General features: G+C 70.5%; 11 protein-coding genes and 3 pseudogenes. 8 read left to right on the top strand and 6 right to left on the bottom strand.

The window, feature by feature from the left end:
• From AB0J09_RS33635 to AB0J09_RS33620, 4 genes and pseudogenes are all read left to right on the top strand, one after another.
• Nucleotides 1-831: pseudogene (locus AB0J09_RS33635) on the top strand (hypothetical protein); the annotation flags it as partial.
• Complete coding sequence (locus tag AB0J09_RS33630; RefSeq protein WP_360699635.1) at nucleotides 828-2,138, top strand: VWA domain-containing protein; 1,311 nt, start codon at nucleotides 828-830, stop codon at nucleotides 2,136-2,138. The pseudogene AB0J09_RS33635 and the gene AB0J09_RS33630, both read left to right, overlap by 4 nt.
• A 10-nt stretch (nucleotides 2,139-2,148) precedes the next feature.
• Nucleotides 2,149-3,264 carry an AAA family ATPase gene (locus AB0J09_RS33625; RefSeq protein WP_360699633.1) on the top strand — a complete coding sequence of 372 codons (1,116 nt, stop codon included), beginning with the start codon at nucleotides 2,149-2,151 and terminating at the stop codon, nucleotides 3,262-3,264.
• Nucleotides 3,261-6,005, top strand: a complete 2,745-nt coding sequence (locus AB0J09_RS33620; protein WP_360699631.1) for a DUF5682 family protein — start codon at nucleotides 3,261-3,263, stop codon at nucleotides 6,003-6,005. The genes AB0J09_RS33625 and AB0J09_RS33620 overlap by 4 nt, the downstream gene beginning before the upstream one ends.
• 113 nt (nucleotides 6,006-6,118) lie before the next feature.
• On the opposite strand, the gene AB0J09_RS33615 is transcribed toward AB0J09_RS33620, so the two are convergent.
• The 3 genes from AB0J09_RS33615 to AB0J09_RS33605 all read right to left on the bottom strand — a co-directional run bounded on the left by AB0J09_RS33615 (nucleotide 6,119) and on the right by AB0J09_RS33605 (nucleotide 9,867).
• Nucleotides 6,119-7,510, bottom strand: coding sequence for an alpha/beta fold hydrolase (locus tag AB0J09_RS33615; RefSeq protein WP_360699629.1), 1,392 nt, complete (start codon nucleotides 7,508-7,510; stop codon nucleotides 6,119-6,121).
• Nucleotides 7,511-7,938: 428 nt separating this feature from the next.
• Nucleotides 7,939-8,856, bottom strand: a complete 918-nt coding sequence (locus AB0J09_RS33610) for a polysaccharide deacetylase family protein (RefSeq protein ID WP_360699627.1) — start codon at nucleotides 8,854-8,856, stop codon at nucleotides 7,939-7,941.
• Nucleotides 8,857-8,973: 117 nt separating this feature from the next.
• Nucleotides 8,974-9,867: a LysR substrate-binding domain-containing protein gene (locus AB0J09_RS33605; RefSeq protein ID WP_360699625.1), complete on the bottom strand. Its 894-nt coding sequence runs from the start codon at nucleotides 9,865-9,867 to the stop codon at nucleotides 8,974-8,976.
• 112 nt (nucleotides 9,868-9,979) lie between these two features.
• Between AB0J09_RS33605 and AB0J09_RS33600 the strand changes: the two genes are divergently transcribed.
• From AB0J09_RS33600 to AB0J09_RS33590, 3 genes are read left to right on the top strand one after another with little or no spacing between them, the layout of a single operon-like run.
• Nucleotides 9,980-10,741 (top strand): enoyl-CoA hydratase/isomerase family protein, encoded by a 762-nt coding sequence (locus tag AB0J09_RS33600; RefSeq protein WP_360699623.1) that lies wholly within the window; start codon nucleotides 9,980-9,982, stop codon nucleotides 10,739-10,741.
• The gene (locus tag AB0J09_RS33595) at nucleotides 10,738-12,255 is read left to right on the top strand and encodes an AMP-binding protein (protein WP_360699621.1); all 1,518 of its coding nucleotides are present in this window, start codon (nucleotides 10,738-10,740) and stop codon (nucleotides 12,253-12,255) included. The genes AB0J09_RS33600 and AB0J09_RS33595 overlap by 4 nt, the downstream gene beginning before the upstream one ends.
• A 10-nt stretch (nucleotides 12,256-12,265) precedes the next feature.
• A complete protein-coding gene (locus AB0J09_RS33590) occupies nucleotides 12,266-13,564 on the top strand; it encodes an MFS transporter (protein WP_360699619.1) in 1,299 nt (432 codons plus the stop codon).
• A 3-nt stretch (nucleotides 13,565-13,567) separates the two neighbouring features.
• Here AB0J09_RS33590 and AB0J09_RS33585 read toward each other — a convergent pair whose 3' ends face one another.
• The 3 genes and pseudogenes from AB0J09_RS33585 to AB0J09_RS33575 all read right to left on the bottom strand — a co-directional run.
• Complete coding sequence (locus AB0J09_RS33585; RefSeq protein WP_360699617.1) at nucleotides 13,568-15,079, bottom strand: ubiquinol-cytochrome c reductase cytochrome b subunit; 1,512 nt, start codon at nucleotides 15,077-15,079, stop codon at nucleotides 13,568-13,570.
• 150 nt (nucleotides 15,080-15,229) lie between these two features.
• Complete coding sequence (locus AB0J09_RS33580; protein ID WP_360699637.1) at nucleotides 15,230-15,412, bottom strand: hypothetical protein; 183 nt, start codon at nucleotides 15,410-15,412, stop codon at nucleotides 15,230-15,232.
• 83 nt (nucleotides 15,413-15,495) lie between these two features.
• Nucleotides 15,496-15,636: pseudogene (locus AB0J09_RS33575) on the bottom strand (hypothetical protein); the annotation flags it as partial.
• Between the two features lie 200 nt (nucleotides 15,637-15,836).
• On the opposite strand from AB0J09_RS33575, the pseudogene AB0J09_RS33570 reads away from it, so the two are divergent.
• Nucleotides 15,837-16,041: pseudogene (locus AB0J09_RS33570) on the top strand (hypothetical protein); the annotation flags it as partial.

The raw sequence follows: 16,041 nt of genomic DNA, 5'->3' as shown, positions 1-16,041 counted from the left end.
GCCACGATGGACTTGCTGCCCGTGCGCCGCTGGGCCGACCTGTGGACGCGCGCCCTGCTGCTGTCCCAGAAGGGCACGTGGAACGGCGCCGCCGAGCCGGTCTCAGGGCGGCTGCTGATCCTCGGCGCCGACGTGCACGAGCACGCCACCGTGGTGCGGGTGCAGGTCCACGGCATACTCGAGCCCGCGGGCGGCGCCCCTTCCAGGCTCGTACGCACGAGCGTGGCGGCCGCCAAGGTGGACACGATCTCCGGTCCCTCGGTGTGGCGGCTGATGAGCGACCACTCCGTGCTCATGGGCGCGCTGGCCGAGCACCTCAGCCTGGAGATCACCGACATGCCGCTGCTCCCGGGCGGCGACCTGCTGTGGCACGACGACCGGGCGAAAGCCGGCGAGGCGGCCGACCCGTTCGCGACCGCGCGGGTCCAGCTCGCCGCGGCCGAGGCGCCGCCTACCGCGCCGCTCGACCGCCATCCCGTACGCATCGCGGAGCCGGTGTTCCTCGAGGGCTACACGATGCAGGGCGACACGCTCGACCTGGGCGGCAACACGCTCCCGGTGGCCCTCGACCGGCTGCCGGACTGCGGGCCGCTCACGCCCGAGCTGGTGTCGGCCTCCTCCGCGTGCATCGGCCTGATGCGCTGGGACGGCGGGCAATGGCTCCTGCAGCCACTCGCCGTGCAGGCCACGGTCAAGAAGAAGCCCGTCGCCGCGCACACCGGCGACTGGGCCATGGGCCCCACCGACCCCAAGGTCGTCAAGGCCGAGGCCAAGGCCGGCGACGTGGTCGCCGTGCTACGCGAGCGAGCGGGGCGGTTGCTGCGGAAATGACCGAATCTCAGACCGCCTCGGACGAGACTCGGCGCCAGGTGCTCTACTGGCGCCTGCTGTCCCGCCTGTTCGGCACCGACGAGCAGCCCACCCTGGAGCGGGCGAGCGTGGCCATCGTCGACGACCTCGGCCTCCCGCCGGCCCTGCTCGACCCAGGCATCTCGGTCGACAACCTCGTGCAGCGCTTCCCTGACCTGGCCGCCGAGTTCGAGGGCCTGATGGCGGAGCGGGACCACGAGGAAGGGGACGAGGTCCGCCGGGCGGCCCTGGTCTCCAAACTGCTGCTCAACGTGTTCGCCACAGGCTCGGGCAACGTCACCGCCGGCCAGTTGGAGGCGTGGAAGCAGGACGCGGGCTGGTTCGAGCGCGGCATGGGCTGCGAGCCAGGCGGGCTGCGCCACAGCCCCGGCAACGAAGAGCTGGCCGCGTTGCTCGCCGGGCTCGAGGGCGACCTGGTCAAGCGCATGCACCTGCGCGAGGTGCTCGCCGACCCGGCGCTGGCCAGGCAGCTCACGCCCAGCATGTCGCTCATCGAGCAGCTGCTCAGAGACAAGTCCAACCTGTCGGGCGTCGCGCTGGCCAACGCCAAGTCGCTGATCCGCAGATATGTGGACGAGGTCGCCGAGGTGCTGCGTACCCAGGTCGAACAGACCAGCGCGGGCGTCATCGACCGGTCGGTGCCGCCGAAGCGGGTCTTCCGCAACCTCGACATCGAGCGCACCATCTGGAAGAACCTCACCAACTGGAGCCCGGAAGACCAGCGACTCTACGTCGACCGGCTCTACTACAGGCAGACCGCCCGCCGCACCACCCCGGCCCGCCTGATCGTGGTCGTCGACCAGTCGGGCTCGATGGTGGACTCGATGGTCAACTGCACCATCCTGGCGTCGATCTTCGCCGGGCTGCCGAAGGTGGACGTGCACCTCATCGCGTACGACACCCGGGCGATCGACCTGACCCCGTGGGTGCACGACCCGTTCGAGGTGCTGCTGCGTACCAAGCTCGGCGGCGGCAACGACGGCCCGGTCGCGATGGCCATGGCCCGCCCGAAGATCGCCGATCCGCGTAACACCGTGATGGTGTGGATCTCCGACTTCTACGAGTTCGACCGTTCGCAGCCGCTCTACGACGGCATCGAGGCGGTCTACCGCTCAGGGGTGAAGTTCATCCCTGTCGGCTCGGTCAACAGCTCGGGCCAGGAGAGCGTGGACCCGTGGTTCCGCAAGAAATTCAAGGATCTGGGCACCCCGGTGATCTCAGGCCACATCCGCAAGCTCGTCTTCGAGCTCAAGAACTTCCTCGCTTAGGAGACCTCTTATGAGTGACGATATGCTGCGCGCCCCCGCAGAGGTGAAGTACGCCGAGGAGCTCGACTATCTGGAGTCGATCGACGACGGCCCCAAGCCGTTCTCATGGCGGCTCAGCCCCCGCATGATCCGGCTGTTCGTCCTCGGCTCCGAGCGCTCCGACGGGCTCGACCGGGAGATCCCGCAGAAGTGGTTCGGTGACCGCAGCTTCGTCGAGCGCAGCATCGTGACCCTGGCCTCCGACCGGGGCCTGCTGCTGATCGGCGACCCGGGCACCGGCAAGAGCTGGCTGGCCGAGCTGCTGGCCGCGGCCATCTGCCGCAACTCCACACTCGTGGTCCAGGGCACGGCGGGCACGACCGAGGACCACATCAAATACTCGTGGAACGTCTCCATGGTCATCGCCAAGGGCCAGTCCCGCGAGTCGATGATCCCCTCGCCGATCATGACGGCGATGGAGCAGGGCGTGATCGGCCGCTTCGAGGAGCTGACCCGCTCGACCAGCGACGTGCAGGACGCGCTCATCTCGATCCTGTCCGAGAAGTACGTCTCCATCCCCGAGCTCGACGACGACAACATCGTCTTCGCCCAGCCGGGCTTCTCCATCATCGCCACCGCCAACAGCCGCGACCGGGGCGTCAACGACCTGTCGTCCGCGCTCAAGCGCCGCTTCAACTTCGTCCGCATCCCCGTCGTGACGAACAAGAAGAGCGAGGCCGAGATCGTCCGCTTCCGCACCGAAGAGCTGCTGCGCAGGCACCAGATCGAGCTGGACGTCCCGCCCACACTGCTGGACATCTTGCTGCAGAGCTTCGCCGACCTGCGCTCGGCCGCCGCCTCGGCGACCAGCGACGACGAGAAGCTGGAGTCGGCGCTGTCCACGGCAGAGCAGATCGGCGTGCTGGAGGACGCCATCCTGCACAGCCAGTTCTTCGGCGACCGCACACTGCGCGCGCAGACGCTCGCCGGCTCCCTGGTCGGCTCGCTGGCCAGGCGCAGCCCCGAGGATCTCGCGATCCTGAACAAGTACTGGCACGGCGTCGTCGAGCCCCGCAGCAAGAAGGACGGCGGGGAGTGGCCGGAGTTCCTCGAGGGCGGCCGCGAGGCCATCGCCACCCTGTCATGAGCGCGTTCGAACCGCTGAGGGAGCAGCTGACGCAGGCGGCGCGGGAGTTCGGCGGCGACGTCGTGTCCGATGTCCTGACGGGGCTGGTGGACGACGTGGACCGGGCGCTGCGCGAGGAGCTGGAGATCTTCCCGGTCTGCCACCACTCGCCGGCCTCGGCGCTGGCCATGGTCCGCAGACTGCGGGAGAAGCAGCCGAAGGTCATCTACCTGGAGCTCTGCGAGGACCTGCAGCCGCTGCTGACCGAGCTGCGCAACTGCCGGCTGCCGGTGGCGGTGCAGGCGTTCGCGACCGACATCGACGGCTTCCCCGCGTCGTGGGCGCCGCTCAGCGTGGTGGCGCCCATCACGGAGGCGTCCGCCGAATACCAGGCCATCTCGTACGCGCTGGAGACCCCGGGCGTCGAGCTGGTGCTGGTCGACAGGTCGACCGACCACGTCTTCCAATGGGCGCCCAAGGAGGAGCCCGAGAAGAAGGAGCACACGGAAGAGGGCGGCCTGCACGGCGACGCGGTGGGCCTGGAGATCGGCGACCTGCGCCCCCGCTTCGCCGAGCTGGAGGAGCACCTGCTGCACCACGGCAAGGTGCGCCACTGGTCCGAGTGGTGGGACCAGTATGTCGAGCAGCCGCTCGCCGGAGCGGACTACGAGACGTACCGGCAGGTCATGGTGCTGATCGGCAGCCTCTTCCGCCGCCTCGACCGCGGCGGCGACAGGATGACCGTGGACGAGGACCGCGAGCGCTACATGTGGACCAGGATGCGCGAGCACCTGGCCGCCTCGGGCGCCGACCCCGCCGACTGCCTCTACGTGTGCGGCGCCTTCCACGCCGCCAGCCGCGTCGAGCAGTTCGGGCTGAAGTCCACGGTGACCTTCGAGATCAGCCCACGCACCGGGACAAAGTGGCTGTATGGGCTCATCCCGTCCAGCCACTCGGCCATCGAGGCCCAGTTCGGGCTGGCCTCGGGCTCGGTGTCGATCGCGGCGGCGTCCTGGGCCAAGTCGCTGACCCGCAGCAAGCTGACTCCGTTCCAGCTGGCCGGGCAGAAGGGCGCGCGCAAACGCGCGGCCAAACTGCCCGCGCCCGTCCCGCCTGGCGAGGTGGCCGACCGGCTGACCGGGTTCCTGTCGAAGCCGCCGGCGCTCGACGAGCTGGACGAGGCCGAGCTGCTCGGCTGGAGCGTCGACATCGTCCGGCTGGCCCGCCGCAACGGCTACCTGGCCAGCACCGCCGACGCCATCGCCGTCTTCGAGACCTCGATCCTGCTCGCCGGCATGCGCAACCGGGCCAGGCCCACCCCGTACGACTTCCAGGACGCGGCCGTCACGTGCATCGAGAAGGACGTCGTGCCGGGCCGCCGCGACGTGCGGCGGCTGTGCGAGATCCTGCTCGGCGGCGACCGCGTGGGCGAGGTCGGCTACGACGCGCTGCCGCCGCTGGCCCGCGACGTGTACGACCGGCTCGCGCCGCTCGGGCTCGACCTGGAGAAGCGCACGATCCAGCGGGCGCTGCTCGACCTCAACGCCAACCCCGACCTGGTGCCCTGCTCCGACCTGCTGTGGATGCTGCGCTACCTGCTGCCGTCCGACGCCGTGCGCCCCATCATGGGCGAGCGCGGGCTGGGGGAGCGCTCGATCCAGGAGAGCTGGGACGTGGCGTTCGGCAAGCACCAGCGCTCGATCATCGAGCTGGGCTACGAGGGCGTCACCATCGAGCAGGTGCTGGAGCAGCGGCTGCGCCGTTCCGTATGGGACCCGAAGGCCACCGCGGCCGTCGCGCTGGCGGCGGTCGAGGACGCGGTCATCTTCCTCGGCAGCCGGCGCTTCGCCGACGAACTGGGCGCGCGGGCGGTGGAGCTGCTCGCTTCCGAGCGGAGCGTGGACGACGCCCCCGAGGTGCTGCGCAGGATCCGGCGGCTGATGGCGCACTACCGCGCCCACGAGCCGGAGCTGCCGGCCTGGTGCGAGGAGTTCGCGACCTCCGGATACGCGCATTACTGCACCCTGCTGCCGACCGCCTTCGTGGCTGACGACACCGGGGTGCGGCAGGTCGCGGCCATGCTGGGGTTCCTGTTCTCGATGGAGAGCCTCGCGATCTCGCTGGGTTGCGACCGGGCCCAGCTGGAGCTGGCCGTTCAGCAGTCCCATCCCGAGTCGCCGGCCAAGGTGGCGCTGCTGTGGGCCGCGCGCTCGCACCTCGGGCTGCTGTCGCAGGCCGAGCTGCGGGCGCGGTGCGACGAACTGCTGGCCAACCCGCTGGTCGTGCCGTCGTTCCCGCTCTACATCATCGGGTTCGTCCAGGCTATGGAGCCCGTTCCCGCTCTGTCGGGCTTCGTGGTGGAGGTGATCTCGAAGGCGTTCGGGCGGCTGCCCGACCGGGTGCTGCTGCCGTGGCTGCCGAAGCTGATCACGGCCCTGCGGGACCAGGCGGGGGAGCTGGTGCCGGTGCTCGTACGCGAGGCGGGGCGCACGTTCCCCGGCACGCTGGGCGCCGTGGACACCTGGGTGCCGCCCTGGTCGGCCCGCCCCGTCGCGGCCGAGGCCGCCGCGCCGGTGGCCTCGGGGCCGGTGGCCGAGCTGCTCATGGGGCATCCGGCGGCGTGCGACGCGGTGGCGGGGCTGCTCGGGTGCGAGGGCTCGTGGCAGGCTCCGGCGGCAGGCGGGGCGGACCACGGAGCGGTGACCGCCCTACTGGGCGACCACCCGGAGCCTGCCCTGGCGGTCGCGGGCCTGCTCGCCTGACCGGCCATGGCCGTTGGGGTGGCGGACACGGGGGCCGCCCTCAACGGCCGCGACCGTCGGGGCGGCGGACGCGGGAGGCAGGGGCAGCAGACGGCGATGGGCGCGGGTCGGGGTCAGGGGTGGCAGACGGTGCCGGCCGGGGGCAGGCGCAGGTCCGTCAGGTACGCGTTGGCATGCGCGATGACGCAGGCGTTGCCCGTGAGGTAGAGCCCGTGGCCGTGCCCGTCGTACCGGACCGTCGCCGAACCCGGCACCCGTCGCACGATGTCGGCGGTGTCGTCGTGGTCGGTCCACGAGCCCGCACCCAGGAACGGCGGAAGGCCCTCGGGAAGGGGCGCGCGCGGATTCGTCGCCGGCGTCGGCCAGCCCACGCAGCCGAGGCGGTGCCACAGCCCCATCCCGGCAAGGTTGGGGGAGACCCGCTCGCCCAGCGCCCACACCGCGCGGTACTCCCGGTAGCCGCCGAAGCGCAGCCCGTCGGCGCACTGGGTGGCGTTCATGCCCACGAACGACGGCGGCTTGAGGCTCCCGACCCCCGCCTCGACGTACGCGGCGAACCCGGCGGCGTCCCCGCCCTCGGCCTGCCGGATGGCCTGGGCGAGCTGCCGCCACCGCGGGTACTCGGGCGCCGGTCCCGGCCCGACGAGGTTAGGCATCGCGGCGACCTGCAGGTCGAAACCGCTGTACGCGACCGCCCGGCCCTTGACGGGGACCGGCTCCCGGTCGGCCGCCGCCACGACCTTCCGCCACCGATCCTCCACACCCGGCTCGCACACGCCCGCGGCCTCGCACCACTTCACGAACCGCCCGAACTGCGCCTCGTACGTCCGGTATCGCACCGACGCCTCCGTCATGGGATCCCGGAGCTGGTTGACTGCCCCGTCCAGGTACATGGCCCTGACCCTGCCGGGGAACAGCCGGGCGTACGCGACGGCGGGCACGCCTCCGTACGAGGTGGCGACGAAGCTCAGCCGCTCCTCTCCAAGAGCGGCGCGGATCGCGTCGATGTCCCGCGCGACGGACGCCGAGTCGAGGTGGTCGAAGAACCCGGGGTCGCGTCTCCTGCATTCCTCCGCGCTCCGGCGGACGGTCGCCCCCAACGCGGCGTACTCCTGCCGGCTGCCGGGCCGGGTGAGCCACGGCCCGGTGGCGAAGCACTCCTGCGGCAGGATCCCGAACGAGGTGGCGTTCCGCGGCTCGAGGCTGACCACGTCGAACTGCTCCCGCAGCCCCGCGAAGCTCTTGCCGTAGTACGTGAGATCGTCGATCCCGGACCCGCCCGGCCCGCCCGGGATGCTGAACACCGTCCCGGTCCTGCGCCCGGTCGCGGGCAGCCGGGCGACCCGCACGCTGATCGTCCGGCCGTCCGGCTCGGCCCAGTCGACCGGCACCTCGACGGACGCGCACTCCATTTCGGCCCCCTGACAGGCTTGCCACTCGAGGCCGGAGGAATGAGGGACGACGATGAGTGCGCCCAGCAGGGCGCTGACCACTGCGAGATTCATGCCTTCCACGCTCGCGTCCACGCGGGCGGATCTCCATCGCGCTGCGGCCCGTCTGAGAGGTGGTGCCAGGACTACCTCCTCCGGGGTAATCCGCCAGGGCCTGCCGAATCGTAGTATCCGGTGTGGGGACTCCTGCCGACGTGAAGAGGTGGACATTGTCGCGTCCACAACCGGGAAAGACCTTGGACTGTGTGTGGTCGGTGGCGACCGGACTGCTGGACGGCCGGCCGATCGCCGTCAGCGGCAGCCGCGACCAGACGGCCCGCATCTGGAGCCTCGCCCCGAGCAGGTGACCAGCCCTTACAGCCCGCGCAGGCCGGCAGCCCGGCCGGCCCGCGCGGTGTCCCTGCTGCCGGTGTCGCATCCTTTCTGCTCGGCGATCATCGCTGACACCAGGAGATACGCCCAGGACGCGAGAAGGGTTCAGATCACAGGAGCTTTGGCGGGGCGGCGCCGAAGGCGACGTGCGGCACGTGGCCGCCGAACAGCTCGCTGACGGTGACGAACCGGTAGCCGCGCTTGGCCAGGCTCTTCAGCACGTGCGGGATGGCCCCCACCGTCGTGCGGTGGATGTCGTGGAAGAGGATGATGCTGCCCGGGCGTACCGCCCTGAGCGCCCTGCGGGCCACCGTGGCGCTGTTACGGTAGCGCCAGTCCAGGGTGTCCACGTTCCACAGCACTAAGGGCCGGGCGATCTGCCTGCGTACGGCTTTGTTGAAAGCCCCGTACGGCGGGCGGACCAACTGGGGCACGACGCCGCCGGCCGCCTTGACCTCCCGGTCGGTGCGGACGAGCTGGGAGCGCACTCCGGCGGCGGACAGCCTGGTCAGGACGGGGTGCGACCAGGTGTGATTGCCGATCTCGTGCCCGGCCGCGACGGTCCGGCGCAGGACGCGGGGGTACACCACGACGTTGCTGCCCACGACGAAGAACGTGGCGTGGGCGTGATACTTCGCGAGATGGCGCAGCAGGGTGTCGGTGTAGCGGCCGGGACCGTCGTCGAACGTGAGCGCCACGCACTTGACGTGGCGGCAGTCGACCCGCGGCCGCGGCCGGGCCACGGAGCCGGTGTCGCCGGGCGCGGAGAGCACCGGGTCGAGCAGCGCCGCTTCCGGCGCCCCCGACAGCACCGCGAGAGAGGCGCCCGGCAGGGAGACCTCCGAAGCCCCGAACAGCGCCACACTCAACCCATCGGACGGTGCCGGCCGGGGGTCGGACCGCGCGGCGGCCTGCGAAACTCCCGTGGTGGCCGTCAGCGTGACGAGCACGGCAGCGGCGAGCGCCCCCGCCGTCACCCGCTTCGCCCCGGCCAGGAACGGCGGGCGCGATCTCGCACAGATGTCCATCAATCCCCCCGGCGCGTCTCCCCATGAGTGACGATCCCGGGCAGGGACCGTTCCACTGAGTACGACAACCGCCGCGCGCACCTGGTTCACGGAAAACCGCTTTCCAGATGAGGAAAACTAGACGTGCCCCACCTCGCGCAGCCCCGCCAGGGCCGCTTCGGCGAACGCGGTGACGACCTCTCCGCCCTGCACCGGCAGCCACACCGCCGAGGTCGACCAGGTCAGCCGGGGTTCGTCGATCGGCCGCCACACCAGCCCGGCGGGCAGCCCGTCGTACGGCTCCTCGTTCAGGTGCACCCCCAGCCCCGACATGACCAGGCCGTGCACGAAGTGGGGATTGCGGGCATGCCTGATCCCGCTGGGCAGGAACCCGTTGTCCCGGCACGCCTCCAGCATGTGGTCGTAGAGCTGGGGCGCCATCTCCCTGGGGAAGATCACCAGGGGTGACCCGTCGAGCGTGCGCAGGCGTACCACCTCCTGCTCGGCGGCGCGGTGATCGGCAGGCAGCACCACGCCGAGCCGGCGGTGGACGACCTCGCTCGACTCCAGCCCCACCGTGTCACAGGGATGCCGGATGAGGCCCGCATCGAGCTCCTCCGCGCGCAGCCTGGCGAGCTGGCTGGCCGTGGTCAGCTCGTGCAGCTCCAGCAGCACGTCGGGGATGCGTTTCGTGAACGTGGCGACCAGCGTCCTGAGCGCCATCGGCGTCGTGTCCGGCGGCACGCCGGCCCTGAGCACGCCCGACGCGCCCGGGCGGATGCGCCGCATGGCCTCCCTGGCCGCGTCCGCCCGATCGAGCACCCCGCGCGCGTGCTCCAGCAGCAGGGCGCCCGCCTCGGTGAGCGCGACGTGGTGCGGGCTCCTGTCGAACAGCCGCACGCCCAGCTCCCGCTCCAGGTCGCGGATGCGCTGGGACAGCGGAGGCTGCGCCATGTGCAGCCGCTCGGCGGCCCGGCCGAAGTGCAGCTCCTCGGCGACCATGACGAAATAGCGCAGGTGGCGTAGCTCCATCACCTCGACCATATCGCTCTGATATCGCCAAGGGTCCACATTGATGTTGGCCAGCGCCCCGCGAGACCTGGTTGTATCCCCCGCAAGCCTGTTGACCTGCGGAGGGACGCTTGTGAGTGTGTTGCTGGACCGCGATGGACCCGTCGCGGTGATCACCCTGAACCGCCCGGAGAAGCTGAACGCCTGGACCGCCGAGATGCGGGAGAGGCTGATCGAGCTGCTGCGCGAAGCAGGCGCCGACCCCGAGGTGGGTGCCGTAGTCCTCACCGGGGCGGGTCGCGCCTTCTGCGCGGGCCAGGACCTGGGCGAGACGGCCGGGATCGACCCCGACGACCACGCCGCGTCCGACGCCTGGATCGATGGCTTCGACCGCCTCTACCGCGCGGTGCTCGACCTGGACAAGCCGGTCGTGGCCGCGGTGAACGGGGTGGCGGCCGGGTCGGGGTTCCAGTTCGTGCTCCTGGCCGACCTGCGCATCGGTCACGCGGGCACAAGGATGGGCCAGCCCGAGGTTCTGTCGGGCATCCCGAGCATCACCGGCATCTGGGCCATGTGGAACGTCCTGGGCCGCGCCAAGACGACCGAGTTCGCGTTGACCGGGCGGCTGGTGTACGGGGCGGAGGCCGAGCGGCTCGGCCTGCTGACCAGGCTCGTGGGGGAGAAGGACGTGCTGGCCGCCTCGGTGGCGCAGGCCAAGGAACTGGCCGCGCTGCCGCCCGGCGCGGTGGCGCTGACGAAGGGACGGCTCAGGGAGCTGGAGCGGGAGGCCCTGGCCGACTCCATGTCGGCGGCCAAGAAGGTGCACGCCGCCGCGTACGCCACGGGCGAGCCGCAGCGGGAGATGGCACGTTTTCTGAAGGGACGCGCCAAGTGACCGGATGGAGCGTTCCTGAGCGGTACAACATGGCCGTGGACGTGGCCGACCGCCACCCCCGCGAGAACGTCGCGCTGATCTTCGAGGACCACACGGGCGCGCACGAGGAGATCCGCTGGGGCGCGGTGCAGGACCGCTCCCGCCAGGTGGCCGCCTGCCTGCACGGCCTCGGCGTACGCCGGGGCGACCGCGTCGCGGTCATGCTCCCGCAGCGTACCGACACCCCGGCCACCTACCTGGGCGTTCTGCGTACCGGGGCCGTGCTCGTGACCATGTCCCTGCTGTGGGCCGACGACCAGATCGCCTACCGGCTCGCCGACTCGGGCGCGTCCGTGCTGGTCACCGAGGCGGGCGCGGTCCGCCGGGCGAGCGGGTACGACGGGATCGTGGTCGACGTGGACGACCCGGCGATCGGCCTGCTGACGCCGGAGTTCGAGGACGCCGGCACCGCGGCCGACGACCCGGCGCTGATCTTCTACACCTCCGGCACGACCGGTCCCGCCAAGGGCATCGTGCACGCGCACCGCACGTTGCTCGGCCACAACGAGTTCGAGCACTGCCACGGCCTGCGCCCCGGCGACGTCTTCTACGGCGCGGGGGAGTGGGCCTGGTCGATAGCCAAGCTCATGGGACCGCTCAGAGCCGGCGCCACGCACCTGGTCTACCGCCCGGCGGCCGGGTTCGACCCGGAGGGGCTGCTCGCGAGCATGGCGCGCAACGGGGTGACGACCGGCCTGGTCAACCCCACGTTCCTACGTAAGATGCGCGAGCAGGTGCCCGACGCGGGCCGCCGGTACCCGCAGCGCTTCCGCACGATCTGCTGCGCCAACGAGCCGCTCACCCCCGACCTGATCCGCTGGTTCCGCGACCAGTTCGGTGTCACGCTGCTCGACTACTACGGCTCCACGGAGTCGTACCCGCTGATCGGGAACTTCCCCGGCACGCCGGTCAAGGAAGGCTCGATGGGCCGCCCGCTGCCCGGCTGGGACGTGGCGCTCCTGGACGAGCAGGAGCGGCCGGTGCCCGCGGGTGAGGTCGGCGAGATCTGCCTGCGGGCCCGGAGCAACCCGCAGTTCCCGCTGGGCTACTGGAACCGCCCCGAGGCCTCCCGGGAGGTCTTCGGCGGAAAGTGGTTCCACACCAAGGACCACGCGCGTGTGGACGAGGACGGCTACTACTGGTTCCTCGGCCGCGTCGACGACGTGATCAAGACCTCCGGTTACCGCGTCGGCCCCGACGAGATCGAGGCGGCGCTGCGCGCGCATCCCGCCGTCGCGGACGTGGGGGTGGCCGGGGTGCCCGACCCCGTACGCGGCCAGGCCGTCAAGGCGTGGGTCCTCCTGGCGCCCGGCCACCGGCCGGGTGAGGAGCTGTCACGGGAGATCCGCGAGTTCGCCAAGACCACCCACTCGCGCTTCGCCTACCCCAGGGAGATCGAGTTCGTCGACGAGCTCCCCCGATCGGCGACCGGGAAGATCCAGCGCGCCCAGCTCCGACTCCGTCACCAGAAATAGGGAGCAAGCAATGACCCCCCATGCCTCCGTGGCCGTCCGGCGCAAGGTCACCATGGCCTCCGCGATCGGCAACTTCGTCGAGTGGTTCGACTCGGCGGCGTACGCGGTGATGTCCGCGACGATCGCCAAGCAGTTCTTCCCCGAGTACGACACGACGGCCGCGCTCCTCGCCACCTGGGCCATCTTCGCCGGCGGGTTCGTCGCCCGCCCGCTCGGCGCCGCCTTCTTCGGCAGGTACGGCGACCGCCTCGGCCGCAACAGGATGCTGGCGCTGACCATCCTCACCATGAGCGGCGCCACGTTCCTCATCGGCCTCCTGCCCACCTACGCCTCCTGGGGCATGGCGGCGCCGACCCTGCTGTTCCTGCTGCGCAGCGCCCAGGGCTTCTCGACCGGCGGCGAGTACACGGGGGCGTCGGCGTTCATCGTGGAGTACGCGCCGGAGGGGCGGCGGGCCCGCTTCGCCGCCGCCGTGCCGGTGACCGTGGGCCTGGCCAGCGTGGCGGGCTCCGGCGTCGGCTTCCTGATCACCTCGACGGTCACGGCCGAGGCGCTGCAGAGCTGGGGCTGGCGCATCCCGTTCCTGCTGGCGGCGCCGCTCGGCGCCATCGGGCTCTACCTGCGCTCCAGGGTCGAGGACACGCCCGTGTTCCGGTCGCTGGAGCAGCATGACGCGGTGGAGCCGGCGCCGCTGCGCGAGGCCGTGCGCCGCTGCGGCCGGCAGATCGCCACGCTCTTCGGCTACAGCATCACCAACGCCGTCGGGTACTACCTGATGAGCAGCTACATGATCGCGTACATGTCGGAGGAGCTCGGCTACTCCAAGGCCGAGGCCCAGCTCACGAACGTCGTATCGATGCTCGCCTACAGCGTGGCCTGCCTGTTCGCGGCCGCGGCCAGCGACCGGTTCGGGCGGCGGCCCATGCTGATCGTGGCGTGCGCGGGCTTCGTGCTGCTGCCGCTGCCCGCGTTCTGGCTGATGGGGTCGAGCCTGGCCGGGGCGATGGTCGGAACGTCGCTCCTGGCCATGCTCGTGTCGGTGATCGGCACCTCGAACGTGCCCGCACTGGTGGAGATGTTCCCCGCGAAGGTGCGGGCGAGCGGCTCGGCCATCGGGTACACGGCCGCGTACGTCCTGTTCGGCGGCACCGCGCCGTTCGTGGCGACCGGGCTGGTCTCCGCGTCGGGCAGCGCCGTCGCGCCCGCATACTACGTGGTGGGCGTCGCGGCCGTGTCGCTGATCGTGGTGGTGAGGTCGTTCAGGGAGACCCGCGGCCTACCGCTGGACCGGGGCGTGGAGAGGGTCTGACCCTCAGCGCGACCAGGAGCGTTGTACGGCGTCGCGCACGCGGTGCCGGGCCGGGGGCGGCACGTCGCCGTTGGCCGCCACCGGCAGGGCGGGCGGCGCGGAGGGCACGAGCACGGCGGACTCGTCCTCGGTCACCGGCCGCTCGATCTCGCTGAACGCGCCGTCCGGGCTGCGCACGATCACACCGGTCTCCACCCCGTGGGCGACCGTGTGCCGGTCGCGGCCCTGCAGCCCGAGGGCGATCCGCCGGGCGATCACGTACCCGATCACGGGCCCGGCGACGAACAGGACGCGGAAGATCCAGGTGGTCGTGTACAGCGAGATGTGGAAGTTCGAGGCGATCAGGTCGTTGCCGCCCGCCATCCAGAGCACGCCGTAGTAGACGATCCCGGCGACCCCGATGCCCACCCGCGACGGCACGTCGCGCGGCCGGTCCAGGAGATGGTGCACGGCGTGGTCCCGGGTGATCCACCGCTCCAGGAACGGGTACAGGGCCATCACGGTGAACAGCAGCCCCGGCGCCGCCAGGGCCGGGATCAGCACGCTCATGGTCACCGTGTACCCGAAGACGGTGAGCTCCCACGGCGGCATGATCCGCAGCGCGCCCTCGAGGAAGCCCATGTACCAGTCAGGCTGCGAGCCCGCGCTGACCGTGCTGGGCGCGTACGGGCCGTACAACCAGATGGGGTTGATCTGGAACACCGTCGCGAGCAGCGCCACCGTCGCCAGCACCCACAGGAAGAAGACCGTCGTCTTGGCCAGGAACGCGGGGAAGAACGGCGCGCCGCGCACCACCCGGTCGTTCAGCCCCTTGGCCCTGAACTGGGTGTGCGTCTGCCGCCAGGTCAGCACCACCGCGTGCAGCGGGATGAGCAGGAGCAGCAGCCCCGGGATCAGCAGCACGTGGATGCTGAACAGCCGGGAGATGATGTCCTCGCCGGGGAACTCGCCGCCGAACAGGAACGCTGCCAGGTACGTCCCCACCAGCGGTATCGACAGCGTGACGCCGTGCAGGATGCGCAGCCCCGCGCCGGACAGCAGGTCGTCGGGGAGTGAGTAGCCGAACAGTCCGTTCAACATCACCAGCACGAACAGTGTCACGCCGATCAGCCAGTTCAGGTCGCGCGGCTTGCGGAAGGCGCCGGTGAAGAAGTTACGCAGCATGTGGATGACGATGGCGCCGAGGAAGACGAGCGTGGCCCAATGGTGCATCTGCCGCATCAGCAGGCCGCCACGCACCTCGAAGCTGATGTCCAGCGCGGAGGCGTACGCCTGGCTCATCTTGACGCCGCGCAGCGGCGCGTAGGCGCCGTTGTAGAGCACCTCTTCCATGGTCGGTTTGAAGAAGAAGGTGAGGAAGACGCCCGTGAGCAGGACGACCACGAACGCGTACAACGCGATCTCCCCCAGCAGGAAGGTCCAGTGATCAGGAAAGACCTTCCGCATCGCCTTCTTCAGGAACCCGGCCCCGCCGATCCGATCGTCGAGCGCCTGGGCCAGTGAGCTGACCTTCATCGTCACTCCGCCTATGACTGGGTTGGTGTGTCACCAGACAAGACGGAATAAGAGGAAGAAATGTGACATCAGGCGAAGCGTTCGATGGTGACCGGGATCAGGTAGTAGTCCACCCGCCCCGTGATCGTCCGGGGCGGTGGCGGGGCAACGTCACATGCGGCGGCTCTCCGGAGGTCCCAGATAGCTCGGGAGCACGCCGCCGGTGTCGACCACGATGCGCTGGAGCACCACCGTCGGACCACCATCCAGAACTTCACCACGTGCACGCCCGGTGTCGCGATGGTGTGCGTGGTCGTGGTGACGTTGACGTTGTCGGAGGTGTTGCGTTCCCACTGCCGGTTCATCGTCGTGTCGTTGGCCCCGGTCGCGCTCGTGACGTTCACGAGCTGGGGCGGCTGGTCGTCGATGGACACGGCGTAGCTGAGCCCGTCGGTCGGCAGCACGTTGTTCCTGGGCGACAGCAGCACCGACACCTTCACCTGGCCGGTCGTGAACAGCGTCGTCGTGTACTCCAGGCGCGGGCTGCCGCCGCCCGGCGTCTGGCGTGGGGCGGTCACCGGGAGCGGGGTCACGCCGTTGAAACTTTCGCGCGTAGGTTGAAAATTTCGGAAGGGCAGGTAAAGCGGATGTTAAACGGCCCTCAAAGGGGGGTCAATGAATTCGGCATGCTTCCGGCCATTGGGGGCAGAAGTGCACCGGATCATCAATGAGCGGTCTAGTGTGAAATGCCCCAATTTGTCAGGCATGGGAGGCATTGGTGACGCGGAACGGCCGGACCATACTCGTCAGCACGTTCACAGCGGCTTTGCTCCTTGCCGCGGGTTGCAGCTCGGGCGGCTCATCCGGGCCTGCCGCGAAGCCGCAGGAGCAGGGTCCGGTGGCCAAGCTGTCGATCACGCCTGCCGACGGCACGAAGAAGGTCGCCCCGGACACCGGGATCGGCGTCAAGGTCACCGATGGCA

It is taken from the genome of Nonomuraea sp. NPDC049784, assembly GCF_040659615.1.
Classification (GTDB): domain Bacteria; phylum Actinomycetota; class Actinomycetes; order Streptosporangiales; family Streptosporangiaceae; genus Nonomuraea.
This window is presented reverse-complemented; position numbering and strand designations above follow the sequence as displayed.

Excerpts from the sequence above, each read along its gene's own strand:
- AB0J09_RS33630 (WP_360699635.1), top strand. The coding sequence starts at position 828 with ATGACCGAATCTCAGACCGCCTCGGACGAGACTCGGCGCCAGGTGCTC.
- AB0J09_RS33605 (WP_360699625.1), bottom strand. The coding sequence starts at position 9,867 with ATGGAGCTACGCCACCTGCGCTATTTCGTCATGGTCGCCGAGGAGCTG.
- AB0J09_RS33620 (WP_360699631.1), top strand. The coding sequence starts at position 3,261 with ATGAGCGCGTTCGAACCGCTGAGGGAGCAGCTGACGCAGGCGGCGCGG.
- AB0J09_RS33615 (WP_360699629.1), bottom strand. The coding sequence starts at position 7,510 with ATGAATCTCGCAGTGGTCAGCGCCCTGCTGGGCGCACTCATCGTCGTC.
- AB0J09_RS33585 (WP_360699617.1), bottom strand. The coding sequence starts at position 15,079 with ATGAAGGTCAGCTCACTGGCCCAGGCGCTCGACGATCGGATCGGCGGG.
- AB0J09_RS33610 (WP_360699627.1), bottom strand. The coding sequence starts at position 8,856 with ATGGACATCTGTGCGAGATCGCGCCCGCCGTTCCTGGCCGGGGCGAAG.
- AB0J09_RS33590 (WP_360699619.1), top strand. The coding sequence starts at position 12,266 with ATGACCCCCCATGCCTCCGTGGCCGTCCGGCGCAAGGTCACCATGGCC.
- AB0J09_RS33625 (WP_360699633.1), top strand. The coding sequence starts at position 2,149 with ATGAGTGACGATATGCTGCGCGCCCCCGCAGAGGTGAAGTACGCCGAG.